Origin of the sequence: Streptomyces sp. NPDC006743, assembly GCF_040703815.1 — a bacterium.
Lineage (GTDB): Bacteria > Actinomycetota > Actinomycetes > Streptomycetales > Streptomycetaceae > Streptomyces.
The window spans coordinates 47178-72739 of record NZ_JBEYJA010000026.1; the positions used below are offsets into that span (position 1 = coordinate 47178).

General features: G+C 74.7%; 24 protein-coding genes and 7 tRNA genes. 10 read left to right on the forward strand and 21 right to left on the reverse strand.

What is annotated here, in order from left to right; translation table 11 throughout:
- Positions 1 to 96: 96 nt before the first annotated feature.
- Together ABZ719_RS21625 and ABZ719_RS21630 are read right to left on the reverse strand one after the other, a co-directional pair.
- Positions 97 to 1338, reverse strand: coding sequence for a hypothetical protein (locus ABZ719_RS21625; protein WP_366726808.1), 1242 nt, complete (start codon positions 1336 to 1338; stop codon positions 97 to 99).
- Positions 1335 to 1901: a DUF4365 domain-containing protein gene (locus ABZ719_RS21630; protein WP_037860076.1), complete on the reverse strand. Its 567-nt coding sequence runs from the start codon at positions 1899 to 1901 to the stop codon at positions 1335 to 1337. The genes ABZ719_RS21625 and ABZ719_RS21630 overlap by 4 nt, the downstream gene beginning before the upstream one ends.
- A 258-nt stretch (positions 1902 to 2159) precedes the next feature.
- On the opposite strand from ABZ719_RS21630, the gene ABZ719_RS21635 reads away from it, so the two are divergent.
- Entirely contained in the window at positions 2160 to 2888 is a 729-nt protein-coding gene (locus ABZ719_RS21635) for a 3'-5' exonuclease (protein ID WP_366726809.1), read from the forward strand.
- 75 nt (positions 2889 to 2963) lie between these two features.
- Here ABZ719_RS21635 and ABZ719_RS21640 read toward each other — a convergent pair.
- From ABZ719_RS21640 to ABZ719_RS21660, 5 genes are all read right to left on the reverse strand, one after another.
- Positions 2964 to 3035: transfer RNA gene (locus tag ABZ719_RS21640), tRNA-Val, on the reverse strand.
- A 39-nt stretch (positions 3036 to 3074) separates the two neighbouring features.
- Positions 3075 to 3521 (reverse strand): SRPBCC family protein, encoded by a 447-nt coding sequence (locus ABZ719_RS21645; protein ID WP_366726810.1) that lies wholly within the window; start codon positions 3519 to 3521, stop codon positions 3075 to 3077.
- A 5-nt stretch (positions 3522 to 3526) separates the two neighbouring features.
- Complete coding sequence (locus ABZ719_RS21650; RefSeq protein WP_366726811.1) at positions 3527 to 3754, reverse strand: hypothetical protein; 228 nt, start codon at positions 3752 to 3754, stop codon at positions 3527 to 3529.
- A 328-nt stretch (positions 3755 to 4082) separates the two neighbouring features.
- Positions 4083 to 4154 (reverse strand) — tRNA-Val (locus ABZ719_RS21655).
- A 150-nt stretch (positions 4155 to 4304) separates the two neighbouring features.
- Positions 4305 to 4769 (reverse strand): TIGR02611 family protein, encoded by a 465-nt coding sequence (locus ABZ719_RS21660; protein ID WP_366726812.1) that lies wholly within the window; start codon positions 4767 to 4769, stop codon positions 4305 to 4307.
- 191 nt (positions 4770 to 4960) lie between these two features.
- Between ABZ719_RS21660 and ABZ719_RS21665 the strand changes: the two genes are divergently transcribed.
- A complete protein-coding gene (locus ABZ719_RS21665; RefSeq protein WP_004002642.1) occupies positions 4961 to 5374 on the forward strand; it encodes an SsgA family sporulation/cell division regulator in 414 nt (137 codons plus the stop codon).
- A gap of 220 nt (positions 5375 to 5594) precedes the next feature.
- Positions 5595 to 6155 carry a CGNR zinc finger domain-containing protein gene (locus tag ABZ719_RS21670; RefSeq protein WP_366726813.1) on the forward strand — a complete coding sequence of 187 codons (561 nt, stop codon included), beginning with the start codon at positions 5595 to 5597 and terminating at the stop codon, positions 6153 to 6155.
- Positions 6156 to 6222: 67 nt separating this feature from the next.
- On the opposite strand, the gene ABZ719_RS21675 is transcribed toward ABZ719_RS21670, so the two are convergent.
- The gene (locus tag ABZ719_RS21675; RefSeq protein ID WP_199811652.1) at positions 6223 to 6375 is read right to left on the reverse strand and encodes a hypothetical protein; all 153 of its coding nucleotides are present in this window, start codon (positions 6373 to 6375) and stop codon (positions 6223 to 6225) included.
- Between the two features lie 199 nt (positions 6376 to 6574).
- A complete protein-coding gene (locus ABZ719_RS21680; protein ID WP_366726814.1) occupies positions 6575 to 7045 on the reverse strand; it encodes a hypothetical protein in 471 nt (156 codons plus the stop codon).
- Positions 7046 to 7225: 180 nt separating this feature from the next.
- On the opposite strand from ABZ719_RS21680, the gene ABZ719_RS21685 reads away from it, so the two are divergent.
- A complete protein-coding gene (locus ABZ719_RS21685) occupies positions 7226 to 7756 on the forward strand; it encodes a DsbA family protein (protein ID WP_366726815.1) in 531 nt (176 codons plus the stop codon).
- Between the two features lie 58 nt (positions 7757 to 7814).
- Here the strand turns inward: ABZ719_RS21685 and ABZ719_RS21690 are convergent, their stop codons facing one another.
- From ABZ719_RS21690 to ABZ719_RS21700, 3 genes are all read right to left on the reverse strand, one after another.
- Positions 7815 to 8642, reverse strand: coding sequence for a GNAT family N-acetyltransferase (locus tag ABZ719_RS21690; RefSeq protein ID WP_366726816.1), 828 nt, complete (start codon positions 8640 to 8642; stop codon positions 7815 to 7817).
- A gap of 226 nt (positions 8643 to 8868) precedes the next feature.
- A complete protein-coding gene (locus tag ABZ719_RS21695; RefSeq protein ID WP_366726817.1) occupies positions 8869 to 9693 on the reverse strand; it encodes an aminodeoxychorismate lyase in 825 nt (274 codons plus the stop codon).
- Positions 9690 to 10754: a chorismate-binding protein gene (locus tag ABZ719_RS21700; RefSeq protein WP_366726818.1), complete on the reverse strand. Its 1065-nt coding sequence runs from the start codon at positions 10752 to 10754 to the stop codon at positions 9690 to 9692. Before ABZ719_RS21700 ends, ABZ719_RS21695 begins: the two co-directional genes overlap by 4 nt.
- Positions 10755 to 10931: 177 nt before the next feature.
- On the opposite strand from ABZ719_RS21700, the gene ABZ719_RS21705 reads away from it, so the two are divergent.
- The 5 genes from ABZ719_RS21705 to ABZ719_RS21725 all read left to right on the forward strand — a co-directional run bounded on the left by ABZ719_RS21705 (position 10932) and on the right by ABZ719_RS21725 (position 11403).
- A tRNA-Gly gene (locus tag ABZ719_RS21705) sits at positions 10932 to 11004 on the forward strand.
- Positions 11005 to 11042: 38 nt separating this feature from the next.
- A tRNA-Cys gene (locus ABZ719_RS21710) sits at positions 11043 to 11116 on the forward strand.
- 1 nt (position 11117) lies between these two features.
- A tRNA-Val gene (locus ABZ719_RS21715) sits at positions 11118 to 11189 on the forward strand.
- Between the two features lie 36 nt (positions 11190 to 11225).
- A tRNA-Val gene (locus tag ABZ719_RS21720) sits at positions 11226 to 11297 on the forward strand.
- A 34-nt stretch (positions 11298 to 11331) separates the two neighbouring features.
- Positions 11332 to 11403, forward strand: a tRNA-Val gene (locus tag ABZ719_RS21725).
- A gap of 138 nt (positions 11404 to 11541) precedes the next feature.
- On the opposite strand, the gene ABZ719_RS21730 is transcribed toward ABZ719_RS21725, so the two are convergent.
- The 3 genes from ABZ719_RS21730 to ABZ719_RS21740 form a co-directional block, all read right to left on the reverse strand.
- A complete protein-coding gene (locus tag ABZ719_RS21730; RefSeq protein WP_037860090.1) occupies positions 11542 to 11826 on the reverse strand; it encodes a zf-TFIIB domain-containing protein in 285 nt (94 codons plus the stop codon).
- An 80-nt stretch (positions 11827 to 11906) separates the two neighbouring features.
- Entirely contained in the window at positions 11907 to 12854 is a 948-nt protein-coding gene (locus ABZ719_RS21735; RefSeq protein ID WP_366726819.1) for an aminoglycoside phosphotransferase family protein, read from the reverse strand.
- A gap of 255 nt (positions 12855 to 13109) precedes the next feature.
- Positions 13110 to 13304, reverse strand: coding sequence for a hypothetical protein (locus ABZ719_RS21740; RefSeq protein ID WP_366726820.1), 195 nt, complete (start codon positions 13302 to 13304; stop codon positions 13110 to 13112).
- Between the two features lie 589 nt (positions 13305 to 13893).
- Between ABZ719_RS21740 and ABZ719_RS21745 the strand changes: the two genes are divergently transcribed.
- Complete coding sequence (locus ABZ719_RS21745) at positions 13894 to 15396, forward strand: protein kinase (RefSeq protein ID WP_366726821.1); 1503 nt, start codon at positions 13894 to 13896, stop codon at positions 15394 to 15396.
- Positions 15397 to 15439: 43 nt separating this feature from the next.
- Here ABZ719_RS21745 and ABZ719_RS21750 read toward each other — a convergent pair whose 3' ends face one another.
- The 6 genes from ABZ719_RS21750 to ABZ719_RS21775 all read right to left on the reverse strand — a co-directional run bounded on the left by ABZ719_RS21750 (position 15440) and on the right by ABZ719_RS21775 (position 25514).
- Entirely contained in the window at positions 15440 to 16258 is an 819-nt protein-coding gene (locus tag ABZ719_RS21750; RefSeq protein WP_366726822.1) for an RNA methyltransferase, read from the reverse strand.
- Positions 16259 to 16397: 139 nt separating this feature from the next.
- Positions 16398 to 17627, reverse strand: a complete 1230-nt coding sequence (gene cobA / locus ABZ719_RS21755; protein WP_366726823.1) for a uroporphyrinogen-III C-methyltransferase — start codon at positions 17625 to 17627, stop codon at positions 16398 to 16400.
- 194 nt (positions 17628 to 17821) lie between these two features.
- Positions 17822 to 22144, reverse strand: a complete 4323-nt coding sequence (gene cobT / locus ABZ719_RS21760; protein ID WP_366726824.1) for a nicotinate-nucleotide--dimethylbenzimidazole phosphoribosyltransferase — start codon at positions 22142 to 22144, stop codon at positions 17822 to 17824.
- 395 nt (positions 22145 to 22539) lie between these two features.
- Positions 22540 to 23784, reverse strand: a complete 1245-nt coding sequence (cbiE, locus tag ABZ719_RS21765; RefSeq protein WP_366726825.1) for a precorrin-6y C5,15-methyltransferase (decarboxylating) subunit CbiE — start codon at positions 23782 to 23784, stop codon at positions 22540 to 22542.
- 118 nt (positions 23785 to 23902) lie between these two features.
- Complete coding sequence (locus ABZ719_RS21770) at positions 23903 to 24541, reverse strand: GNAT family N-acetyltransferase (RefSeq protein WP_366726826.1); 639 nt, start codon at positions 24539 to 24541, stop codon at positions 23903 to 23905.
- A gap of 136 nt (positions 24542 to 24677) precedes the next feature.
- The gene (locus tag ABZ719_RS21775) at positions 24678 to 25514 is read right to left on the reverse strand and encodes a MetQ/NlpA family ABC transporter substrate-binding protein (protein WP_366726827.1); all 837 of its coding nucleotides are present in this window, start codon (positions 25512 to 25514) and stop codon (positions 24678 to 24680) included.
- Positions 25515 to 25562: the final 48 nt, after the last annotated feature.

Sequence of the window (25562 nt, forward strand, 5' to 3'; positions counted from 1 at the left end):
TCTCTCCTGACTGCAGGTGGGGTGCGGCGCCATACCGGGAGCGCGCGCACTGGGATGGTACCGAGACAGGGGTGCCCTCCGCGAAACGGTTCTTTCTCAGTCGCCCGGGGCCCGCTGCGGCCCGGCGTCCGGCGCCGCGAAGAAGTCGGTGTCCTCCGGCTCCTCCTTCAGCGACTTCATCAGCCGGTCCCGCTCCTCGTCGTCCACCCGCACGGGGACGACCTCGCACGCGCCGGTGATCCGGCGGAAGCCGCCCCTGCTCTCCAGCCGTCCCAGCACCCGCACCGGCAGGCCCACGAGGTGGGCGTGCCCGGCGGTGCGGTAGTCCTCCTCGTCCAGGGTCACGCGGACGTAGGGCACCTCGGCCCCGGAGAGCACCCGCAGCCGCACGGTGCCCTCGCCGTGCGGCTGGGTCCTGCGCATCCTGACCACCGCACCGGTGACGCGCACGGGCACGGACGGCTCGGCGCGCAGGTAGCGGGCCCCGGCGTCGCGCAGCACGGGCAGGTCGCCGGGTGAGAACTCGACGGCCTCGGCGGCGGCGCAGTCCGCCGGGACGCCGGCGGCCGGTGCCCAGTCGACCGCGATCCGCGCGCCCTCGGTGCCGCGCACCAGCGCGACCAGCGCCTCGGTCAGCTCGCGGCTGGCACCGGCCCGCACCGCGCCGTCGAAGGCGTCCATGGCGCCGGTGGCCCGCCGGTAGTCGATGGCCTCGCGGACGGCGTAGACCGCCTGGTGGAGCCGTACGGCGAGCGGCCGGGCGGGGTCGACGGGGACGAGCGCGGTGAGGCCGGCGCCGCCGGCCGCGGAGCCGACCAGGACGTGGCCGAGGCAGGCGGCGGCCGGGCGGCGGTGCCGTGCGCCGTGGTAGCCGGTCCGCGCGCGGGTGGCGAGCGCGGCGGCGAGCAGGGTCTGCCGGGCGGCGGAGCGCAGCCGCTCCTCGACGGTCCAGGGCGCGGTCCCCGCGGGGCCGCCGGGCACGTCCCGCCACCAGTGGATCTCGTCGCTGGGTACGGCGAGGGCGGCCAGCACGGCGCGCGCGGACGGCGTCCTGCTGCGGGCCAGGGCGTCCAGCGCCTCGCCGAGCAGGTCGTCGCTGTCGGGGAAGGCACGGCTGACCGGCACCAGCAGGCTCGTGGCGGCGCCGCCGGGCCCGGGCGGGGTCCAGCGGCCGTAGTGCCCGGCGGCGCCGCCGCGGCGCTGCCAGCCGTGCCGGTGCAGCAGCGCGGCGAGCACGGCCGGGTCGACGTCGGCGGGGCGGGGGGCGCGGTCCAGGGGGGTGCCGACAGGGTGCGGCGGCGCCGGGTGCCGCGGCTCGTCGAGGGGGCGGTGCGTCATGGTCTGCCTCCCGTCCCGACCCGCGTCATGATCTCGCACAGGGCCCGGTCGTCGAAGATGCGCGAGGTCGGTATGCGCACGGTGGTCCGGTGCCGGCCGGTCACGGGGTGGCCGGCGAGGTTGACCCAGTAGCAGCAGTGCCTCAGATCGAGCCGGTCGTGTCCGGCGCGCAGCCACTGGTCCTGGGAGCGCGGCACGATCATCACGACCAGGATCTTGTGGACCGAGACCGGGGTGCGGGCGAGCTTCGCCAGGTGGGCGTTGTCCAGGGTGAACGAGAAGTACGGGCCCGGCGGGTGGGGCGGGATCTGGTAGGTGCACTTCAGCTGCACCTTGATGGTCACCTCGTCGTCGACGGTGTGACCGGGGGCGCTGTGGCTGACGTGCCAGTCGATGCCGTTGTCCGGGAAGGGCTGCGACAGCGAGCAGCCCGCCGCGGCGGCGACCGCGTGCAGATAACCCACCTGCAGTGTCTCCATGCAGGCGGTGGTGGCGAGTGTGCCGCGCCTGCTGCCCGCGCGGTCGGGCAGCAGCCCGCCCCGCTCGGGCTGCGCCATCACCATGACCGACAGCCTTCCGGACCGAGGGAATTACGCAGCGATCGCCGGGTGGATCGCCGGGTGCGCGCCGAATGACGTGCAGGACGTGCCGGGCGGACCGGCGGGGTGCGCGGCCCCGGTCCCCGGAGCGGGCCGTGAACTGCAAAGACCCGTACTCCTGTTGTCTCCTTCCGGCGTACGGCGCAAACGGCCCGGGTATCACCGGATCGGGCGGCGGACGGCACGTCAGCCGCCTTGGTGGAGCGAGGAGTTGTGGTCGACATGACGTGCTGCTGGTACGAGGGGCCGCTGGCCGCCTTCGACACGGAGACCACGGGCGTCGACGTCGAGACCGACCGCATCGTGTCGGCCGCCGTCGTCGTCCAGGACGCCCCGGGCGCCCGCCCGCGCACCAGGCGCTGGCTGGTGAATCCCGGGGTGCCCGTGCCCGAGGCCGCGACGGCGGTGCACGGGCTGACGGAGGACCATCTGCACCGCAACGGGCGCTGGCCGGCCCCGGTGATGCACGAGATAGCCGAGGAGCTGGCGGAACAGGCCGCGCTGGGCCGCCCGCTCGTGGTGATGAACGCGCCGTTCGATCTGACGCTGCTGGACCGGGAGTTGCGGCGGCACCGCGCCTCCTCGCTGGGCCGCCGGCTGGAGGCGTCGCCGCTGTGCGTGCTGGATCCGCGGGTGCTGGACAAGCACCTCGACCGGTACCGCAAGGGCCGGCGCACCCTCACCGATCTGTGCGCGCACTACGAGGTCACGCTCGCGGACGCGCACGACGCGGCGGCCGACGCGCTGGCCGCGCTGGAGGTGGTCCGGGCGCTCGGCCGCCGCTTCGCGGCCCGGCTGGAGCGCTTGTCCCCCACCGAGCTGCACACCCTGCAGACCGGCTGGCACGCGGCCCAGGCGCGCGGGCTGCAGGCGTGGTTCGCGCGCACCGGCGCGGAGGAGACGGTGGACCCGTCCTGGCCGCTGCGGCCCCAGCTGCCCGCGGCGGCGTGAGGAACCACCGCGGCCGCAGTCGCCCGCGACGGCATGAAGAAGGCCGGTCCGACGATGCGGACCGGCCTTTCCCGGTGGGCGATACTGGGTTCGAACCAGTGACCTCTTCGGTGTGAACGAAGCGCTCTCCCACTGAGCTAATCGCCCGGGAACGCACTGAACAATACAGGGCGCCGTGCCCTTCCTTCAAACCGCTCCGAGGTGCGCGGCCAGTCCGCGCCGTCCGGAGCGCATCATGAGGCGGTGGTTGAGCCGGAAGACCGGCCTGCCCGGCACGGCGAACCGCCGCAGCAGCGGCTTGTTCACGTCGACGACCTGGTCGTAGCGGGCCAGGGTGCCGGTGCCCCGCGCGGTCAGGGTCCAGCGCGCCCAGCCCTCGACATCCCCGCTCATCGCCACCTCCAGGACCCCGGCCGCCGGATCGCGGCGCACCTCGCGGGCGGTGAAGGTCATGTCGTACGGAAGGAGGGAGCGGATCCGGATGACGCCGGTGGTCGCGTCGGTCCGCCGGACCTCCCGCACCTGGCGCCACCACCGGGGGTAGTCCTCGATCCGCTCCAGCGCGCCGTACACGGCGGCGGGCGGTGCGGGCAGGGGCCACAGGCTGCGGAAGCGGTAGTGGGTCCAGTCCATGCGCCTCAGTCTGCCCCGCCGCCGCCGCTGCCGCGCCGCACGGCCTCTTCCTCGCCGCACCCGCCGCACCCGCGTAACGCGGTGTACGCGGCGAGGAAAAGTGACGGGGTATTGAAAAACCGCGCGGTAACCGCCGGGGATTTCCGCGAGAGGTCCGTGCGCGGCACTTCCGGCGGAAAAAGAGACGGTTCCGAAAGTCCGTCTTCACCGATCTTCGGATACTTCTTCTCCAAGGCGGCAATGGAGCCGCACCGGCTCCGCGCGGCCTTCTCGGCGCGCTCCCTGACTCCCTCTGAAATAACGGACCGTCACCGAACGGCTGCCGGACCGGGGTTCCCCGTGCCCATCCTGCACCACCCCCGCCCGACCGGGAGGCCGACCGGCCGGGGCCGGGGAGAGACGGGACGGGCGGAAGGCCGGGCCGGGACCGGCGGAGGCCACCGCCCGCGCCGTGGATCATCGTGCGGGGTTCCTCATCGGGCAGCCCGGCGCGATCCGGCGGGTGCGGGCGCAGACGACGACGGCCCGTCTGCGTGATCGCAGACGGGCCGCCGTTCCGGGTGGGCGATACTGGGTTCGAACCAGTGACCTCTTCGGTGTGAACGAAGCGCTCTCCCACTGAGCTAATCGCCCGGGCGCAGGAAGAACATTACCGCATGTCAGGGTGTGCCCGGCACCACGGGGGCGCGAGGGGTGCGGACCGGTCCGGCCGGGGCGGCGGCGGCTCGCGCCGGCCGCCCGCCCCGCACCCCGGGGATTCGGTCAGGGGCCGGTCGGAGCCGGTCACTGGTTCTTGATGCTCCAGGGCATGACGAAACCGAACTTCCAGAGGTAGACGCCGACCAGCACGCCGATGATCACGAGCCCGATCACCGTCAGGACGATGTTGCGGCGGCGCACCTTCGGGTCGAGCGCCCGCTGGGCCGCCTCGGTGACCTTGCGCTTGGTCCAGCGCAGCACCAGCTGGGCCCAGACGAACTCGGTCGCCCAGATGGCCATGCCCCCGAAGATCACCACCCAGCCCGGGCCGGGCAGCGGGAGCAGGACGACGCCGGTCACCACGACCGCCAGGCCGACGACGAAGACACCGACCTGCCAGCTCACGTGGAGCACGCGGCGTGACCGGATGAATTCCGGCGCGCGTGATCCCAGGCCGCGCCGGTCCCGCCCGCCGTCCGCGTCCGCCTCCGTCTTCGCTCCGTCCGGCGCTCCGGCAACCTCGCCCGGACGGTCACTCCCCGTATTCATGTGGCTGAACCCTACCGGAGAGAAACCTGTCACCGGAATGGCCGTACCGCCCGAACGGGTTCTCGGCCGGAAGAGTTACGTAAAGACAGGCAAAACACTCAGAGGGGTTTACAACGGCACCGTAGGTGGCATGTCGATTTCGCCGACGTGCGAATCCCCGAGCGCACACTGAGCGAAAGGCCCTGGCGCTTATGAACACCACGGTCAGCTGCGAGCTGCACCTGCGCCTCGTTGTGTCGAGCGAGTCCTCCCTGCCTGTCCCCGCAGGCCTGCGGTACGACACGGCCGACCCCTACGCCGTGCACGCCACCTTCCACACCGGAGCCGAGGAGACCGTCGAGTGGGTGTTCGCCCGCGACCTCCTCGCCGAGGGGCTTCACCGTCCCACGGGAACCGGCGACGTCCGAGTCTGGCCGTCGCGCAGTCACGGTCAGGGCGTCGTGTGCATCGCCCTGAGCTCTCCGGAGGGCGAGGCCCTGCTCGAGGCCCCTGCGCGGGCCCTGGAGTCCTTCCTGAAGCGGACGGACGCTGCCGTGCCCCCCGGCACGGAACACCGGCACTTCGATCTGGATCAGGAGCTGTCGCACATCCTCGCGGAGAGTTAGCGGTAGGCCGTCGAGGCCCTTCGAGCTGCCCGTTGCCGTCCACTCGGGGAGACGGCTCGGGCCAGGACAACCGCACACAGAGCGCACCGGTGCCGGCCTCCCCGTCGGGGGGCCGACACCGGTGCGCTCCCGTGCGCCCGCGCCTGCGGCGGCACCGCAGCCACTACCATCGGCCTGCATCGGCGGGCGTGTGCCCGATCCCCAGGCCAGGGAGCGAAACGTGCTGATCACCCACGACACCCGGTGCGCGCTCGACACCGTGGTGGATCTGGTGAACACCGCACCGGAGGACGACGCGGCGCCGGACGGGCTGGCCGATGTCGCGGGGCTCGCGGACTTCGTACGAAAACACGACATGAGCGATGTCGGGCTCCTCTCGGAGTTCGATCTCTCGGCGGTGCGCCGGATCCGCGGCCGCTTCGCCGGCATCTTCTCGGCCCCGGACTCCCGTACGGCCGCGGGGATGATCAACGAGCTGGTGGCCGCGGCGGGCACCACTCCCCGGCTGACGGACCACGACGGGTACGACTGGCACGTGCACTACTTCGCCCCCGGCGCGTCGGTCGCCGACCACCTGGCGGCGGACTGCGGCATGGCGCTGGCGTTCTTCGTGGTGGCCGGGGAGCAGGAACGGCTGCGGCGCTGTGAGGCGCCCGACTGCCGGCGGGCCTTCGTCGACCTCTCCCGCAACCGCTCGCGGCGCTACTGCGACAGCAGGACCTGCGGCAACCGGCTGCACGTGGCCGCCTACCGGGCGCGGCGCAAGGAAGCGGCGGGCTGACCTCCCCCGGCGCGCTCCGCCATGTCGTGGTCCCCGGCGGGTGACGCCGAGGAGCCACGCGTACGGCTCACAGCAACAGCAGGTCGTGCAACGCAGCCATGAGCAGCAGACTCCCGATCACCGCTAGGAAGATCATCAGCGGTGGCTGGGAAAGGGCGAAGAGGCACCCGCGCGGCTTGTCCTTCTGCGGCGCGGCCTCGCTCTGGGTCGTGTCCACCATCTCGCGGCGATGATGACGCAGCCGGCACCCGCGGCGCGATCAAGACGCACGGAATGTCCGGGACGTCGCCGGTTTCCATGATCTTCGCTTCGGATGGGGTGCGGGCCTGATCGTTTCCGGGACCACTTACGGAAGGCGCCCTCGCACCGTGCTGCCGCGCGGGCCCCGGACCGCGCTCACGCGCCGCTCACATGCCGGTTCATATGCCGTGCTTCTTGAGGATGGCCTCGATGTCGCTGAAGTCCTCCTCGGCTCGGGGCGCGGGCGCGGGGCGTGAGGCGGGAGTGGCGGACGGGCGGGCGGTGGAGCCCGCGGGCCGTCCGGCCGCGCCGAGGGAGGGGGCCGGGACCGCCGGAGCCACCGCGTCCTGGGCCGCGGCGCGAGCCGCCGCCCGGCGCTCCTTGCGCGTGCCGCCCCGGCGCCGCTCGACCGCGCGGGTGGCCGCGAAGAGGACCCAGGCACAGCCGAGCAGACCGAAGCCGGCCCAGGCGGTCGGGCTGAAGGCGGTGCGGGTCAGCCAGCCGACGATCCCGGTCATCACCAGGGCGACCGGGACGAGGGAGTAGGCGGCGATGCGGGCGGCCGCGAGGAACCGCCTGCGGTAGGCGGTGACCGCGGCGATGCCCAGGCCGGCCGCGGAGACGGCGGAACAGACGGTCTCGGCAATCATCCGGTCCTCCATGCGGGCGCTCGGCGGTCGGGGTGGTTCGTCCCTTCCATCCTGCCCCTTCCGGGGGCCGGGAGGCGATGTCCGGGAGGGAGATCAGGGACATCTCCGGGTCGCCTCCTTCCCAGGTGCCGTCGCGGGCGGTGATTGGGTCCTGCGCGGCGGGCCTGGAAGACTGGAGCCATGAACGACTCCTCCTCCGCACGCACGGTCCCGGTTCTCGAGGTCTGGTGCGAACTGCAGTGCCCGGACTGCCGCAGCGCGCTGGACGACCTGCGCGCCCTGCGCGAGCGCTACGGCGACCGGCTGGAGCTGCGGCTGCGGCACTTCCCGCTGGACAAGCACCAGCACGCCTTCGCCGCCGCGCAGGCCGCGGAGGAGGCCGCCGAGCAGGGCCGGCTGTGGCCGTACGTGGAGGCGGTGCTCGCCCGGACCGAGGAGCTGGGACGCAAGGGGGAGCCGCTGCTGGTCGAGGTGGCTCGTGAACTGGGCCTGGACGCCGAGGAGTTCGACACCGCGCTCATCGACGGCCGGCACATCCTGGCCGTGGACGCCGACCAGGCCGAGGGCAAGGCGATCGGGGTGACGGGCACGCCGACGTACGTGGTGGGCGGCGAGCGTCTGGACGGCGGCAAGAGCCAGGAGGGTCTGCGCGAGCGGATCGAGGAGACCGTCGACCGGCTGCTGGCGGAGTCCGGCCCGGCGGGAGACTGAGGCCCCCGCACGGCGGTCCCCCACCGGCGCCCCCACCGCAGCTCCTGACAGTGGTTCCTTACGACAGCTCCTTGTAGAGGGCGTAGAGGACCGGGCGGTAGCCGAGGGAGTCGTACAGGCGCTCCGCGGGGGTGTTGCCCGCGAAGACGTTGAGGCCCAGGACGCGTTTGCCGGCGGCCACCGCCTGCGCCTCGGCGAGCAGCATCAGGGACCGGCCGTGGCCCCGGCCGCGGAAGCGCGCGTCGGCCTCGACGTCGTAGACGAAGGCCCTGTCCTCGTCGATCGAGAGCCACAGCGTGCCGACCGGGGTGCCCTCGTGCTCCAGGACGCTGAGCAGCACGCCGGGGGTCGCCGGTCCCTGCGGGAGCAGCCTGGCGTGGTCGGTCTCCGACTTGGCGTGCGCCTCGTCGGCGGGCACCCCTCGGTCGATCCAGGTCTGCGTGTAGGTGGCCTTGCCGTGGTCGAGCCAGGGACCGTACTCGGCCTCCGTCATCGGTCTGCCCCGGCTTCCCGCGGGCAGTCGGGGCGCGCTCGCGCCAAGTCGCTTCTCCATGCCGCGGTTGCGCTGGACGTAGCCGAGGGCCGTCACCCACCGGAGCGCCGCGTCCTCGGGGGTGGCGGGCACGCTGATCTCCATGCGCCGGCAGCCCCAGCCGCGCGCCACCTCCTCCGCGGCCAGCGCGGCCACCGTGCCGCGGCCCCGCCCGCGGTCGGGTGCGTCGATGCGCAGTTCGAGGATCCGGGCGACGGCCGGTCCGAAGACGGGGTGGGTCGACAGGTGGGTCACGCCGACGGGCCGGCTGTTCACGCAGACCTGGTAGCGGCGCGAACGGGTCCCGTCGGCGTTCTGCTGGATCGGCTCGGTGGGCCGCAGTGTGGTGGTCATCAGGGGGAGTTCTACCCGTCGCGACCGCTCGCGTCAGCCCCTTTTCCGCGGCCGGGCCCGCCGGGCCGGTACAGGCCGGGACGCCGGACCGGTGCAAGACCGGACGCCGGGCCGGTCGAGGCCGGACGTCCGGCACCCCCCGGGCGGACCGCTCGCCGCCGCCCGGCTCCTGTCGGCACCTTCCCGTCGTCGGCCCGGAGGGCGGGCGGGAATTCGACGCCCGGGCCTACTGGGGGTCCAGGTCGTCGCCGGAGCGTTCGGCGAAGATCCGCATGGCCTTCGCCGTCACCGGGCCCGCCGCTCCCGGCAGCGTGCGCTCGTCGACGCGGTGCACGGCCTGGACGTCGCGCAGGGTGGAGGTGAGGAAGACCTCGTCGGCCCGCTCCAGGACGTCCAGCGGCAGGTCGGTCTCCTGGGCGCCGGTCCACTCGATCACGAGCGCGCGGGTGATGCCCGCCAGGCAGCCGGAGGCGAGCGGCGGGGTGTGGATCTCGCCGTCGAGGACGACGAAGACGTTGGAGCCGGTGCCCTCGCAGAGCCGTCCGGCCGTGTTGCCGAACAGCGCCTCGGAGGCGCCGTGTTCGCGGGCACGGGCGAGGGCGACGACGTTCTCCGCGTAGGAGGTGGTCTTCAGGCCGGTGAGCGCGCCGCGTTCGTTGCGGGTCCAGGGGACCGTGACGACGGAGGTGGAGTCGGGGCGGCGGGTGGTCTCCCCCACCGCGACGACGAGGGTCGTGCCGTGCCCGCCCCGGTCGGAGCCGAGGGGGCCGTCGCCGCCGGTGTAGGTGATGCGCAGACGGCCGAGCGGGACCGGGTCGGCCGCCAGCACGGCGGCGCAGGCGCGGCGCACCTCGTCGTGGTCGGGGTCGGGCAGGCCGAGGCCGCGCGCCGACCGGGTCAGCCGGTCCAGGTGGCGGGTGAGCGCGAACGGTCTCCCGTCGGCCGCCTTCACCGTCTCGAAGACGCCGTCGCCCACGGTCAGCCCGTGGTCGAGGACGGAGACGCGCGCGGACTCGGTGTCCCGCAGTCCGCCGTCGAGCCAGATCTTCATGCGTGCAGGTCCTCTCCGCCGTGCTCGTACGTCCCTGACGCTACCGCGAGCAGCCGGGCCGCCTTCAGTTCGGTCTCCTGCCACTCGCCGTCCGGGTCGGAGTCCCAGGTGATGCCGGCTCCGGCGCCGAAGCGCAGCACGGCGGGCGCGCCGGGGGCGCGGCCGGGCCGGTCGATCCAGAACGTGCGGATGCCGACGGCCAGCTCGCCCGTGCCCCGGTCGGCGTCGACCCAGCCGAGGCCGCCGCAGTAGGGGCCGCGGGGAGCGGTCTCCAGGGCGTCGATGATCCGCCGGGCGCTCGACTTGGGCGCGCCGGTGATCGAGCCGGCCGGGAAGACGGCGGCGAGCAGGTCGGGCCAGCCGGCGCCGGGGCGCAGCTCGCCGCGGACCGAGGAGACGAGGTGGACCAGGCCGGGGTGCTTCTCCACGGCGCACAGGTCGGGGACGGTGACGCTGCCGGTGGTGCACACGCGCCCGAGGTCGTTGCGGACCAAGTCCACGATCATCAGGTTCTCGGCGTGGTCCTTGTCGAGGAGTTCCGCCTCGGTGCGGGCGGTGCCCTTGATGGGCCCGGACTCCACCGTCCGCGCCTGGCGGCGCAGGAACAGTTCCGGGGAGGCGGTGGCGATCTCCACGCCGTGCTCCGGCAAGCGGATCGTTCCCGCGTACGGGGCCGGGTTGCCGCGGGCCAGGACGGCGCTCAGCGCGTCCACGTCGGCGTCGGCGGCCACCGGCGCGGACAGCACGCGGCAGAGGTTCACCTGGTAGACCTCGCCGGCCGCGATGTGCTCGCGGATGCGGCGCACGCCCGCGGTGTACGCGGCGCGGTCGAGGGAGGACGTCCAGTCACCGGCGCCCGGTCCGCGCCATCCGCCGGGCGCCGGGGCGGGAACGGGCTCGTGCCGTACGTCGCGGAAGCGGGCGCAGGTCAGCCGCCCCTCGTAGTCGGCGGCGACGGCCCAGAAGCCGGTGGAGTCCAGGGCCGCGGGATCGTCGGTGACGTCCGTCAGGCCGGTGGCGACGCGGTCGCCGAAACGGGCGAGAGGGGGCAGGTCGAGCACGGGTCCGAGTCTAGGGCCGGTGTCCGGCGGGTGGCCCCGGCGTGACCTGCCGGGGGCCTGACCAGGTCCTCCTGACGACGTACCGCAGCACGCTGCGCAAACGCGTTTTTGTGCTGGCCCGGGAATCCGCTAGAGTTCAACACGTCGCCGGGACGCGCAAGCGGACCGAACCGACAGGCGGACGTAGCTCAGTTGGTAGAGCGCAACCTTGCCAAGGTTGAGGTCGCGAGTTCGAGCCTCGTCGTCCGCTCGCAGGAAAGAAGGGGACTCCCGGTCCCCTGCACTCCTGGTGGAGTGGCCGAGAGGCGAGGCAACGGCCTGCAAAGCCGTCTACACGGGTTCAAATCCCGTCTCCACCTCCAAGGACGATTAGCTCAGCGGGAGAGCGCTTCCCTGACACGGAAGAGGTCACTGGTTCAATCCCAGTATCGTCCACTGGATCCGCCGTCCCGTACGGTGTGATCCAGACCCGCGCGATTAGCTCAGCGGGAGAGCGCTTCCCTGACACGGAAGAGGTCACTGGTTCAATCCCAGTATCGCGCACGCACAGTCTGTGACCTTCTGGTCACGGTTCTGCGGACGATTAGCTCAGCGGGAGAGCGCTTCCCTGACACGGAAGAGGTCACTGGTTCAATCCCAGTATCGTCCACACCGCAAGAAGCCCCCGGCCGTCTCGTACGGCCGGGGGCTTCTTCGTGCCGGTGCGTCCGGTGCTCCGGGCCCGACGCCACCGTGGTGCCGCCCGGCGCACCACGCGGTGCCTCGTGCCCGGTGCCCGGTGCCGGCCTCAGCTGGAGAAGAGCATGTGGCCGAAGCTCTTGTGCCGGTGGCCGTGGCCGTAGTGCCCGTGGTGACCGCCGTGCGGTGCGCCCCACGCGGGGGCGGGCGGCGCGGGGTAGGCCTGCGGGGCGGGCGGGGGCGGTGCGGGCTGCGACCACTGGGCCTCCAGCCGGGTCAGCGCCTCCAGCTCGCCGTAGTCGAGGAAGATGCCGCGGCAGCCGCTGCACTGCTCGATCTGGATGCCGTTGCGGTTGTAGGTGTGCATCGGCGCGTGGCACTTCGGACACTGCATGCTCGGCTCAACTCCTCACCGGTGGGTCCTGCTTCGGGTACCGCCTGGACAGACTCCGTCCGGCCGCGGTCGGTTGCACCCTACGTCGGCAGGCCGCCGGACAACTGCGCGGGGACGGAGGTCATTCGGGCGCAGGCGTCCACGACGGCCTGTTCGACCTCGTCCGGCGCGCGCCCGGCCGCGGCCGCCTTCGCGACGGCCCGTGCGGCGGTCTGCACGGTCAGGGCGCGGGCGGCGGTCTCCAGCGCGGCCCACGGGTCGCCGTCCGCCGGGACGGCCGGGCCGCCCGCCGCCCGGTAGGCGTCCAGGAACCGGCTCCAGTCGCCGGGCGGCAGCAGTCCGCAGGCGAACCAGGCGGCGGGGCGGGCCAGGTCCCAGGCGGGTGTGCCGGCGCCGAGGTCGTCGATGTCGATCAGCAGCCACGGGCCGTCGGGTGCCGGGTGGCGCACGAGCTGGCCCAGGTGCAGGTCTCCGTGGCAGACGGTCCGGGCACCGGGCTGAGGGGCCTCGGCGCGCGCCCAGGCGGGCAGCGTGGCCCAGGCGCTCAGCACCGGGCGGGCCGCCGGGTGGCCGGGCGCCTCGGCGCGGAGCCGGGCGACGGCCCGGGCGGCCTTGAGCGGACCGCGCATGGGCGGCAGGCCCGGAGGCACCGGGGCGCGGTGCAGCCGGGCGAGGAGCGTGGCCGCGGCTTCCCAGGGGGCGGCCTCGGGGATGCCGGGGTCCACGGGCGTCCCGTACGGCCAGAAGGTGAGGAGACGGTCGTGGAGCGTGGCCGGCACCGGGCCGAGCGGGGGCAGCAGGACGCCGGGGAGAGCGGCGGCCGCGGCGAGGCGGCGGCCGAGGGCGACGGGATCCGTGCCGGGCGCGTGGACCTTGCCGACGGCGCCCGAGTGGAGGACGACGGTGGCGTCGGGGCGGTCGGCCAGGACGGTGGTGGCGCAGCCGCAACCGGTGGTCGCGTCCGGGTGGGCCACCGCCGTGACCCGCGCGGTCAGCTCGGGCAGCAGCGGGGCGTCGGCGGCGGTCACGGGCTCCCCCTGGCGTGGTGCGTACGGCGTCGTGGCGGCGGGCGTACGAGCGTACGGGGCGGGCGGGGCGGGGGAACCGGGAGGGGCCGGCGGTGGGTGGCCGGGGCGGGGCAGGTTCAGGTGGTCCGGACACGGCAATGCCGGCGCAGCTCCCCAGCTGCGCCGGCATCCTGCCGTCCGCCGCACCCCCGTCCCCACGGGGTTTCATGGGTGGATGTCCCCGCCCGGACCGCTCTTCCGGGCCTGGGGCGCCGCTCAGCGCCCCAGCATCACGCCCACGGACGACGCTTGTGTGGCCACCGTCTCCCAGCCGTCGAAGACGAGCAGGAGCAGGGCCGCCAGGGGAAGGGCCATCACGGTCGCCACCACGGGGTGGCGACGGCCCGTGCGGCGGGGGCGCACGAGGCGTCCCTGCGCGCGGAGGAGTGTCCGCGGTGCCGTGTGGGCCATGGTCCCTCTCCTGACCGTTTCGGTTGTCGTCGGCAGCGGCGGGTGTCTGACCTCGGGGGACGAGTGCTGCACCCGCCGCTTGACCTCAAATCTAGGCGCGCGGCGGGTGCCGGGCGTCATGCCCTCGTACCGATTGCCGGGCCTCCCGGAGGATGAGCCGCGGGCGGGGGCGTACTCCCCTGGGTGGAGACGTCCTGCGGCGTCTCGGGGTCATCCCTGAAGGGGTGCCCAAACTGCCCGGCTTTTCCGGACACGGTCGGTGACATCGCTCACTTCCGCCCGGCGGCCGGGCGCCGTCCCGCCCCGCTCGCCGTCCGTCCTTCCCGCCGCCTTCCTCCACCCCGCTCCCCTGTTCCGCACCGCCCGTGCCCTACGTCCGCGACGGTCCCCCCGGCACCCAATCCCCCTTGTGTCACGGCCGGTTGGGATCTTGTACCGGAACCGCCCGGTCCGCCGCCGGTTCCGCTGACCCTCGCTCAACTCTCGCGCACGGCACTGACAATCGATCGACTCGAGAGGGCGCGGCCTCTGCGCGTGAGCGGCCCCGGAAACGTAAGCTGTGGCTCGTCACAGGGACCGGGCAGCGGGGATGAACATGGCGATGATGCGCCTGAGGCGCGAGGACCCGCGCGTCGTCGGCTCGTTCAGGCTTCACCGACGGCTCGGCGCGGGCGGGATGGGCGTGGTCTACCTGGGCTCCGACCGGAAGGGCCAGCGCGTCGCGCTGAAGGTCATCCGGCCGGATCTGGCGGAGGACCAGGAGTTCCGCTCCCGGTTCGCGCGCGAGGTCTCGGCGGCCCGGCGGATCCGGGGCGGCTGCACGGCACGGCTGGTGGCCGCGGACCTGGAGGCGGACCGCCCGTGGTTCGCCACGCAGTACGTGCCCGGCCCCTCCCTGCACGACAAGGTCGCCGACGAGGGGGCGCTGGCCGCGGCGGAGGCCGCCGCCATCGGGGCCGCCCTGTCCGAGGGGCTGGTCGCGGTCCACGAGGCCGGGGTGGTGCACCGGGACCTCAAGCCGTCCAACATCCTGCTGTCCCCCAAGGGGCCGCGGATCATCGACTTCGGCATCGCCTGGGCGACCGGCGCCTCCACCCTCACCCACGTCGGCACGGCGGTGGGCTCTCCCGGCTTCCTCGCCCCGGAGCAGGTGCGCGGCGCCGCCGTCACCCCGGCCACCGACGTGTTCTCGCTGGGGGCGACGCTCGCGTACGCCTCGACGGGCGACTCACCCTTCGGGCACGGCAGCTCCGAGGTGATGCTGTACCGCGTGGTGCACGAGGAGCCCCAGCTGCGCGGTGTGCCGGACGCGCTGGGCCCGCTGGTGCGCGCCTGCCTGGCCAAGGATCCCGAGGACCGGCCCAGCACGCTGCAGCTCTCGCTCCGCCTGAAGGAGATCGCCGCCCGCGAGGCTCAGGGCCTGGGCGAGCTGCGGCCGCCGGCGCCGCGCGCCGCCGAGGCGGACCGGCCGACCGGCCGGCTGGCCGACACCTACCCGGAGGAGCAGCGGGCCACCTACCCGGGCCGGCAGCGCGCCGCTCGTCCCGAACCGCAGCGCGCCCCCTACCCCGAGCAGCGGCGCGGCGCCGAACAGCAGCGCGTCGGCCACTCCGAACCGCGCGGCCGGCGGCGTCCGCAGGCCCCTTCGCAGGGCACTCCGCGCACGCCCGCTCCGCGCGGCAGCGCTCCGTCCGCACGGGGAGGCGCGCCCTCGCGCGCCGGTGGCGCTCCCCGGGACGGCGGCGCGCCGCGCGCGCCCGGCGCGTCCTCCCGCGCGGGCGGCGGGCGGCCGATCCCGGCCTCCCGGAGCGGTTCGCGCACGGACGGCGGCCGGTCCGCCCCGCGCGGCGCCGCGGGACGGCAGCGGCCCCGCGGGACCTCCACCGGTCTGCGGCCCGCAAACCCGAGGCTGCTGCGGCAGCGGCTGTTCGTGTTCGTGGTGGTGACGCTGCTCGTGGCGCTCGGTATCGCGGCGGCACAGGGCTGCCAGGGCCCCTCGCGCGGGCTCGGCGGCGACGGGAGCGGCGTGCGGGTGGGCCAGGAGCACGTCCTGGAGCACGCCCAGGGGCCCGTTCCCGCATCCGGGTTCTGACCGCCGGGGGAACCTTCCGTCCTCCGGGCCGGCCCGGCCCGGGTCACGCCCCCGGGCGGCCGGTGGCGACGGCGTAGAAGGCGACCGCCGCGGCGGCCCCGACGTTGAGCGAGTCGACGCCGTGGGACATGGGGATGCGCACCCACGCGTCGGCCGCGTCGAGCGCCCGGCGGGACAGGCCGTCGCCCTCCGCGCCGAGCATCAGCGCCACCCGGTCCATCCGGTGCGGGGCGGCCTCGTCCAGGGTCCTGGCCTTCTCGTCGGGCGTGAGGGCGAGCAGGGTGAAGCCCGCCTCGCGGACCGCCTCCAGACCCTGCGGCCAGGTGTCGAGGCGGGCGTAGGGCACGGAGAAGACCGCGCCCATGGAGACCTTGACACTCCTGCGGTAGAGCGGGTCGGCGCAGTCCGGTGAGAGCAGGACCGCGTCCATGCCGAGGGCGGCCGCGGAGCGGAAGATCGCGCCGATGTTGGTGTGGTCGTTGACCGCCTCCATGACCGCGACCCTGCGGGCGCCGCTCAGCAGACCGGCCGCCGTGGGCAGCGGCTTGCGCCGCATGGAGGCGAGGGCGCCGCGGTGCACGTGGTACCCGGTGACCTGTTCGGCGAGTTCGGGGGCGACCACGTAGACCGGCGCGTCGAGGGTGTCGATGACGTCGCGCATGACGTCGGCCCACTTGGCGGACAGCAGCATGGAGCGCATCTCGTACCCGGCGTCGCGCGCCCGGCGGATGACCTTCTCCCCCTCGGCGATGAACAGGCCCTCGGCGGGTTCGCGCCTGCGGCGCAGTTCCACGTCGGTCAGGTCCGTGTAGTCGCGCAGACGCGGGTCGTCGGGGTCCTCGACGGTGATGAGATCGGCCACGGGGTGATACTGCCTTGTCCTGGTGCGGTGTTGTCCTGGTGCGGGTCGTGCTCGGGGTGCCCTGCCCGCGATCACGACGCGGGCCGTGGGGGATGCGGGCCGTGACGTCCGCCGGGACGCCCGCCGCCGGCGGCCCCGGTCAGGCCGGGCGGGGCCCCACGGCGACGACCGGGCCGACGACGATGACGGCCGGCGGCTTCACGTCCTGGGCGCGCACGGTCTCGGCGACGGTCGCGAGGGTGGCGTCGACGCGGCGCTGGGCGGCGGTCGTGCCCTCCTGGACCAGGGCGACCGGGGTGTCCGGTGCCTTGCCGTGCGCCACCAGCGTCTGTGCGATCCGGCCTATCTTGTCGACGCCCATGAGGATCACGAGCGTGCCGGTCAGCTTCGCCAGGCTGGGCCAGTCGACCAGGGACCGCTCGTCGTCGGGAGCCACATGGCCGCTGACCACCGTGAACTCGTGGGCGACCCCGCGGTGGGTGACCGGGATGCCCGCGGCGCTCGGCACGGAGATGGAGCTGGAGATGCCGGGCACCACGGTGCACGGGATGCCGGCCTCGGCCAGCGCCTGGACCTCCTCCATGCCCCGGCCGAAGACGTAGGGGTCGCCGCCCTTGAGCCGCACCACCGACTTGCCCTGCTTGGCGTGCTCGACGAGCGCGTTGTTGATGGCCTCCTGGGCCATGAAACGGCCGTAGGGGATCTTCGCGGCGTCGATCACCTCGACGTGCGGCGGGAGTTCGGCGAGCAGGTCGCGCGGGCCGAGCCGGTCGGCGATGACGACGTCCGCCTCGGCGAGCAGGCGGCGGCCCCGGACCGTGATCAGGTCCGGGTCGCCGGGTCCGCCGCCGACCAGGGCGACTCCGGGGGTGCGCACGCGGTGGTGGGGGGCGCCCAGGGTGCCGTCGCGCAGGCCCTCGACGACCGCGTCGCGGACGGCGGCGGTGTGGCGGGGGTCGCGGTCGCTCGCGTGCTCGCTGAGCACGGCGACGGTGACGCCCGCGCTGTGGCCGGTGGCCGGGGTCCAGGCGGTCGCCGCCTCGGCGTCGTCGGCGCGCACGCACCACACGCGCCGGCGCTCGCCCTCGGCTGAGGCCCGGGTGTTGGCGTCGTGGTCACTGGTGGCGATCAGCGCGTACCAGGCGTCCGCGAGGTCACCGTCCTGGTAGGGCCGCCGCTGCCAGGCGATCTCACCGGCGTCCGCCATGGCCTCCACGGAGGCCGTCGCCCCGGGCGAGACGAGGACGATGTCCGCGCCGGCGGCGATGAGCGCGGGCAGGCGGCGCTGGGCGACCTGGCCGCCGCCGAGGACGACCACACGACGGCCGCTCAGACGCAGACCGAGGGGATAGACGGGGTGTTCGGCCATGGTGGTGGGGCTCCTCGTCCGGGCGGTCGCGGCGGTGCGCCGAGCGACGGTGTGGAAGAAGTCGAAGCGGTACGGGGTGGGGCGCTACGGCTCCGGAGCAGCCCTGACGTGCGGATTTTAGACGTGGGTTCAGCGTATGCCGGGGCCGGGGGGTGCGCAGGGGGTGCGTACCCGCCCGGTCCCGGCATACCGGGTCACTTCTCGGTGACGCCCGCCGAGTCGAACGTCGCCACCTCGTGCATCGCGCGGGCCGTGCTCTGCACCAGCGGCAGGGCGAGCAGCGCGCCGGTGCCCTCGCCCAGGCGCAGGTCGAGGTCGACCAGGGGGCGCAGGCCCAGTTTGTTGAGGGCGGCGACGTGGCCGGGTTCGGCGCTGCGGTGGCCCGCGATGCAGGCGGCCAGGACCTCCGGGGCGATCGCGCGGGCCACCAGCGCGGCGGCACCGGCGCTGACGCCGTCGAGGATCACCGGCGTGCGCAGCGAGGCGCCGCCGAGCAGCAGGCCGACCATGGCCGCGTGCTCGAACCCGCCGATCGCGGCGAGCACGCCGATGGGGTCGGCCGGGTCGGGCCGGTGCACTTCGAGGGCGCGCCGGACCACCTCGGTCTTGCGGGCCAGCGTCTCGTCGTTGATGCCGGTGCCCCGGCCGGTGACCTCGGCGGGGTCGGCGCCGGTGTAGACGGAGATGAGGGCCGCGGAGGCGGTGGTGTTGGCGATGCCCATCTCGCCGGTGAGCAGCGCCTTGTTGCCGGCCGCCACCAGGTCGCGGGCGGTCTCGATGCCGACCTCGATGGCCTTCCTGGCCTCCTCGCGTGTCATCGCGGGCCCGGTGGTCATGTCGGACGTGCCGCCGCGGATCTTGCGGGGCAGCAGGCCCGGCGTGGCCGGGAGGTCGGCGGCGACACCCACGTCGACGACGCAGACCTCGGCGCCCACCTGGCTCGCGAAGGCGTTGCAGACCGCTCCCCCGCCGAGGAAGTTGGCCACCATCTGGGCGGTGACCTCCTGCGGCCAGGGGGTGACGCCCTGGGCGTGCACCCCGTGGTCCCCGGCGAAGATCGCGACGGCCGCGGGCTCCGGGATCGGGGGCGGGCACTGCCGGGACAGGCCCGACAGCTGCGCGGAGATGATCTCCAGCATGCCCAGCGCACCGGCCGGCTTGGTCATGCGCTTCTGCCGCTCCCAGGCCTCGCCGAGCGCCTTGGCGTCCAGCGGGCGGATCTGGGCGACGGTCTCGGCGAGCAGGTCGTGCGGGTCCTCGCCGGGCAGGGCGCGGCGACCGTACGTCTCCTCGTGCACCACCCAGGACAGCGGGCGGCGCTTGGACCACCCGGCCTGCATCAGTTCGGGCTCGTCCGGGAACTCGTCGACGTACCCGACGCACAGGTAGGCGATGACCTCCAGGTGCTCGGGCAGGCCGAGGGCGCGGACCATCTCCCGCTCGTCGAAGAAGCTGACCCAGCCGACGCCGAGCCCTTCGGCCCGGGCGGCGAGCCACAGGTTCTCGACGGCGAGCGCCGCGGAGTACGGAGCCATCTGCGGCTGGGTGTGCCGGCCGAGGGTGTGCCGGCCGCCGCGCGTGGGGTCGGCGGTGACGACGATGTTCACCGGGGTCTCGAGGATGGCCTCGATCTTCAGTTCCCTGAACTGCTTGGCGCGGCCCTTCGGCAGCGACTTGGCGTAGGCGTCGCGCTGCCGCATGGCCAGTTCGTGCATCGCCCGGCGGGTGTCGGCGGAGCGGATGACGACGAAGTCCCAGGGCTGGGAGTGGCCGACCGACGGTGCGTGGTGCGCGGCCTCCAGGACGCGCAGCAGCACCTCGTGCGGGATGGGATCGCCGCGGAAGCCGTTGCGGATGTCGCGGCGCTCGCGCATCACCTTGAGCACGGCCTCGCGCTCGGCCTCGTCGTAGCCGGGCGCGGCCGGGCCCGCCGGCCGCGGTGCCTCGGCGGCGGACACGTCCTCCTCCCGCGGCTCCTCCCCGGAGTCCTCCTGGCCGGCGCCACGGGTCTCCAGGTCCTCCGCCCGCTGGACCACGTCGGGGTCCGGCTCGTCGGCGGCGGGGACCGCGTCACCCGCGCGGGGCGCCGGGACGGCGGCCACGGGCTCCTGGGGCTGCTGGGCGGCCGCGGCGGCGGGCTGGGGCTGCTGGGCCCCGGGCCGGTGCTGCGGCACGACGATCGGGTGCGGCGGGGTCGGCGACAGGTGCGGGGTGGTCGGCACCGTTCCGTCGACCGGTACGAACTCGCCGACCGGCGCGTCGGCCGCCGGTCCGGCGGGCGTGGTCGCTTCGGGGGTCTCGGCGGGCAGGGCCGGTGCGGGGAGGGGGGCGGACGCCGGGGCGGCGAGCGGGGCTTCGGCGGGGGCGGGGGTCCCGGCCGGGTCCGCGGCTTCGGCCGGAGCCGCGCCGGCCTCGGGCGCCTGGGGGGCGGCCTGCGTCCCCGGGGCCGTGGAGGCGTCCGCGCTCTGCGGAGCCGCAGATGTGTGCGGGGCCTCGGCCGGGGCGGGCGCCGCGGGCACGCCGGCGGTTTCGGGTGCGCCGGCGGCCGGTGCGCCGGAGGCTTCCTGAGCGGCGGGAGTTTCGGCGGCCGGGGCGGGGTCCGGGACGCCGGGTCCGGCCGTCGGGGCGGCCTGCTCGGCGAGGGGCGGTACGGGGGTCGGCACGGACTCTTCCTGCTGGGCGGCCGGTACGCCACCGGTCGGGGCCTCACCCTGGGCGGGCGCGTCGGGCGGGGAAGCCGCCGCCTCGGGCTCGGCGGACACGGCCGCCCCGGGGGCGCCGGGGGCCTGCAGCTGCGGCTGCGGCTGCGGCTGCGGCTGCGGCTGGACAGCGTCCTGCGGGGCCACCGGCACGGACGGGGTCTCCTGCGGTGCCTGCGGGTCCGCGGCGGTCTGCTGAGGCGCGGGAGCCTGCTCGGCGGGGACGATCTGGGGAGCGGTCTCCTCGGCGGGGGCGCTCTGCTGGGGCGCGGCAGTCTCCTCGGCGGCGGTCTGATCGCCGGGGGCGGCGGCCTCTTCGGCGGCGGTCTGATCGCCAGGGGCGGCAGCCTCTGTGGCGGTGGCTTGATCGCCGGGGGCGGCGGCCTCTGCGGCGGGCGCGGCGGTCTCCTCAGCGACAGGGGCCTGAGGGGCGGCCTGCTCGGCGGCGTCGGCCGGCTGCGCGGCGTCAGCGGGACCGTCCGCCCCGGGCGCCTGGGCGGCCTGCGGGGTCTGGACGTCCTCCGGGGCCTGGGCGGCCTGCGGGATCTGGGCGGCCTCGACCGTGGGCCCGTGCTCCGCGGATGCCTCGGTCCCGGAAGCCTCGCCCGCAGCGGGCGCCGCCGGGTCCGGAACGGGGATGGTCTGCGCGCCCTGGTCCACGGAGTCCGCCTGGCCGGCCTGGCCCTGCTGGGCAGCGGGAACTGCCTGCGGGGCGGAAGCCTGCGGCGTGGGCGCGGGCATGGACGCGGGCGCGGGGACGGACGTGGCCTCGGCCGCCGGGACCGCTGTGGAGACGTCCTCCGCCTCCGCGCCGGGGGCGGCCTCGACGGCGTCACCGGCCGGTACTGCCCCGGGGCCGCCCTCGGGCTCCTGCGCGGCGACGGCGTCGGCCCCTTCGGGCACCTGCCCGGCCGCCGGGTCCGCGGCGCCGGTCACCTCACCGGGCGCGGAACCGCTCCCGGAAGCCGTGCCCGGAGCCGCCGCGACCGCCGCCGGGTCCTGCGCACCGTCCGTGCTCTCCGCGGGCTCCGCGCCTTCCGGCACCTGCACGTCCGCGGCCCGCGGGGTGCCTTCCGCCTCGTGCGCGGGCTGGGGGGCGTGCGCCGCGGCCGGAGTCTCGGGAGCCGCTGCCCCCGCCTGGGCCGCGAGCCGGGCGACGGCGGCCTGGGCCGCCCCGGCCGGCTCGGCCTCCGTGACGGCCCCGGCATCCGGAACAACCGTTTCCGCAGCCGTGGCCCGCGCGTCCGCCTGCGGGGCGGCGGGAGCGGGCGCGGCCACCGGCGCGTGCGCGGTCCGCGTGTCCTGCGCGCCCCAGGGAGCCGCGCCCTGCGGCGCCCCGAGCGGCTGCGGCACGCCCGCCTGCTGGGCGTCGGGGTGCTCGGGCCCCGCGGCGGTGGCGGCCGGTCCGGGCTGCCGTACCGGCGCGTCGGCCGGGCCGCGGTCGGCCAGCGAGCGCACCGGGCTGGCGGAGGCGTCGGGGGTGGGCGGGCCGAGGTGCAGCGGCCGGCGCGGCGGCGTCACGGGCGGCACCGCCGTCGGGTCGGGGTGCAGGACGCCGCTCAGGTCGACGGAGCCGCTGTCGCGGCCGCCCGTCTCGTGCGGGCCCGGCTCGTGGACGGCCTCGACGACCGGCTCCGGGGCGGGCGGCGGCACTTCGTTGCCCCAGGCGCCCTGGGAGCCCGGCAGCAGGAGGTCTTCGTCCTCGGCGGGAGACTCGGAGAGGTAGGTGTACGCGCCGTGCGCGGGGACGCCCGGCTGTTCCACCATGCCTGCGCTCTCCGGCAGCCCCTCGCCCGGGACCTGGCCGGTGTCGGTCATGCGTACCCCTCGCCCATCGGTTAGTGCTCCTACGACCAGCTCACCGGGAACGGCGCACCGACCGCCCCCGGTGAAGAACGAGCGTCCGTGCCCAGCGGCACGAGCGACCCGCCCAAAAAAGGCGACAAAGCCATTGAGTGGCATTGTCGCGGTCGGCCGCCCGCCGCGACAGCGTCATCCGTCACGGTCCGCTGTGGACTGCGCCACGTTGCGCGTCCTCCGGTTCTGCCGTACCACACCCCCCGCAAAACGGGCGGGTTTTCCGGACATTGACGAACGAAGTTCCGGAACCCCCCAGTGCGGTACAACGATCGGCCAGCCTACCGCGCGCGGTACGACAACCCGATCACGGGGCGCGGTCCTCGGGGCCGCGCCGGCCGGCCGCCGGCCTGCCGTCAGCGCGTCGCTCCGCTCGGCGGCATCTCCCCGCTGAGCAGGAACGCGACGCTCCGCTCGGTCTCCGTCCAGACCCGGGTGTCGAGTTGGACGGACTGGAGCAGGGCGCACTCGACGCGGTAGCCGTGCTCGGTGAGGCCGCGGCCGACGCGTTCGGCGTCGTCGCGGGTCGCGGCGTGGGCGACGATGCGCTGCGGGCGCCGGTCGGCCACCGCTTCGACGACGGCCGCTCCCCCGCCGCCGACCCGGACGACGTCCGGTTCGGGCAGGTCCTCCAGGACGTGCGGGGCGATGCCGTGCACCACCTGGACCTGGAGGCCGAAGCGGCGCGCGGCGGTCTCGGTGCGGGCGCAGGCCCGCGGGTCGCGGTCGACGGCGATGACGGCGGCGCCGCCGCGGGCGGCCTCGGTGGCGAAGGCGCCGCTGCCGCAGCCGATGTCCCAGACCAGGTCACCGACGCGCGGTCCCAGCCGGGCGAGTTGGGCGGCCCGCAGGAGGTCGGTCTCCCCCTCGCCCAGGGGTCCGTCGTAGGCGTCGGCGGGCCGGGTCCAGCCGCGCGGCCCGTCCGCCGGGTCGCGCCCGGCGATCCAGCCGCCGCTCTCGCCGGAGGCGGAGCCGGGGCCGGCGGGGGTCCGCCCGCCGTTGCCGCCGATGACGATGACGACGTTCGGGTCGCGCCAGGTGTGGTCGGCGGCCTTGTCGGAGGTGACGACGGTGACCTGTTCGCGCGCGGTGCCGAGTTCCTCGCAGATGACGAAGGTGCGGTGGACCTTGTCGAGGAGCAGGCCCAGTTCCGCGGGGCCGGCGCCGGGCGCGGTCAGTACGGCGACCTTGGTGTGGGCGCGGCAGACGTTCACGGCGCGGCGCAGGGTGCGTTTGTGGGCGACGACCACCTGGGCGTCGTCCCAGGGCATGCCGGCGCGGGCGAAGGCGGCGGCGACCGAGGAGACGGCGGGGACGACCTCGACCTCCAGGCCGAACTCGGGTGCGCGCAGGGTCCGTACGACGCCGAAGAAGCCGGGGTCCCCGTCGGCGAGGACGACGGCGGTGCCGCGGTGGCCGGCGATGCGGCGGGCGGCGAGGGCGACGCTGCCGAGGCGGATGCGCTCGGCGCCGGGGGGCACCTCGGGCAGCGCGAGGTGGTGCGCCGCGCCCGCCACGAGGGTGGCGGCGCCGAGGGCGCCGCGCGCCGCGTCGGTCAGCGGCGAACCGTCCCAGCCGATCACCGTGACCCGGTCGGCCATCGTTGTCAGTCTCCAGGGGGATGATGCAGGTCGTCAGGGGCGACGCCCGAGTGCGGGCTCCGTGAGATTACCTGGTGGAGCGGCGGCGCGCGCGGTGGGGCGGCGGGGCCGCGTCCGGTCAGTTCCAGTCGGGGAAGGAGCGGTAACCGCCGGAGTCGGCGAGTTCCTCCTCGGCGCCGTCCAGGTCCTCCGGGAGCAGGCTCCACACGATGAAGTCGGTGCGCACGTCGGTCCAGGTGCCGTCCTCGGCGCGCACGTGGGCTATGCAGGCGTTGCGGAGCACGCCCTCGCTGATGCAGCCGATCTTCTGGGCGACCTGCTGGGAGGCGGTGTTGCCGGCGGCGGTACGCAGTTCGATGCGTTCGAACTCCTGGTCGCCGAACAACCACTGGGCGGTGGCCAGGGCGGCCTCGGAGGCGTACCCCTCGCCGCGGGCCCAGGGGGCGATGATGTACGACAGTTCGGTGGCGCGGACGTGCCAGTTGGTCTTGCTCAGCTGGACGATGCCGACCAGGCGCTGGGTGAGGAACTCGGTGACCGCGAGGTCGAGGCCGCGGCCCGCGGTGCGTTCGGCGGGGGCGTGGCCGCCGATCCAGCGCAGGGCGGCCTCCTCGGTGAAGGGCTGGGGGACGTCGGTCCAGGCGGCGACCTGTTCGTCGTTCATCATCGCGGCCAGGGCGGGGACGTCGTCCTCGTCGAGGGGGCGCAGCACCAACCGCTCCGTGCTGATGGAGATGTTGGGGAAGGTGCTAGTCATGGCGCCGCTCCGTAACCTTCGGAAATACCGTCAGGGCCTGCTGAACTGTCCAGCATGCAGCATCGGCGCACCGCGCGGCACCACGGGGTCCGCCCCCGTGCGGAAGCGGACCCCGGGTGCGGCGGCGCCGGGCGGATCAGAACGCCGGGACGACGGCTCCGTCGTACTTGTCCTCGATGAACTTCTTGACCTCGGGCGAGGTGAGCAGCTTGGCGAGCTTCTTCACGCGCGGGTCGCTCTCGTCGCCCTTCTTCACGGCGAGGAAGTTGGCGTACGGGTTGCCCTTGGCGGACTCGGCGGCGAGCGCGTCCTTGGCCGGGCTGAGCTTGGCCTCCAGAGCGTAGTTGCCGTTGATCACCGCGGCGTCGACGTCGCCGAGCGAGCGCGGCAGCTGGGCCGCCTCCAGCTCCTTGAACTTCAGGCCCTTGGGGTTGGCGGTGACGTCCTTGGGGGTGGCCTCGTAGCCGGCACCGGCCTTCAGCTCGAGCAGGCCGTTGGCCTCCAGCAGCTTGAGCGCCCGGGCCTCGTTGGTGGTGTCGTTGGGGAGGGCGACGGTGGCGCCCTGCTTGAGGTCCGTGAGCTTCTTGACGCTCTTGGAGTAGACGCCGAGCGGTTCCAGGTGCACGGTGCCGCCGGGGACCGGCACGATGTCGGTGCCGTTCTTCTTGTTGAAGTCGTCCAGGTAGGGCTTGTGCTGGAAGTAGTTGGCGTCGACCTGGCCCTGCTGGACGGCCGTGTTGGGGGTCACGTAGTCGGTGAACTCCTTGACCTCCAGCTTGAGGCCGGCCTTCTGCGCCAGGTGGTCCTTGACGTAGGAGAGGATCTCGCCCTGCGGGGTGGGGGTGGCGGCGACGGTCAGCGTGGCGTTCGCGTCGCTCTTGGAGCCGGAGTCCGAGCCGCCGCAGGCGGTGAGCCCGAAGGTGAGGGCTCCGGCGGCCAGGACGGCAGAGGTGATCTTGGCGGTGTTACGCACGAAAAGTGCCTTTCCTTGGGTGGTGCGGCCCCGTAGGGGGGGGAACGG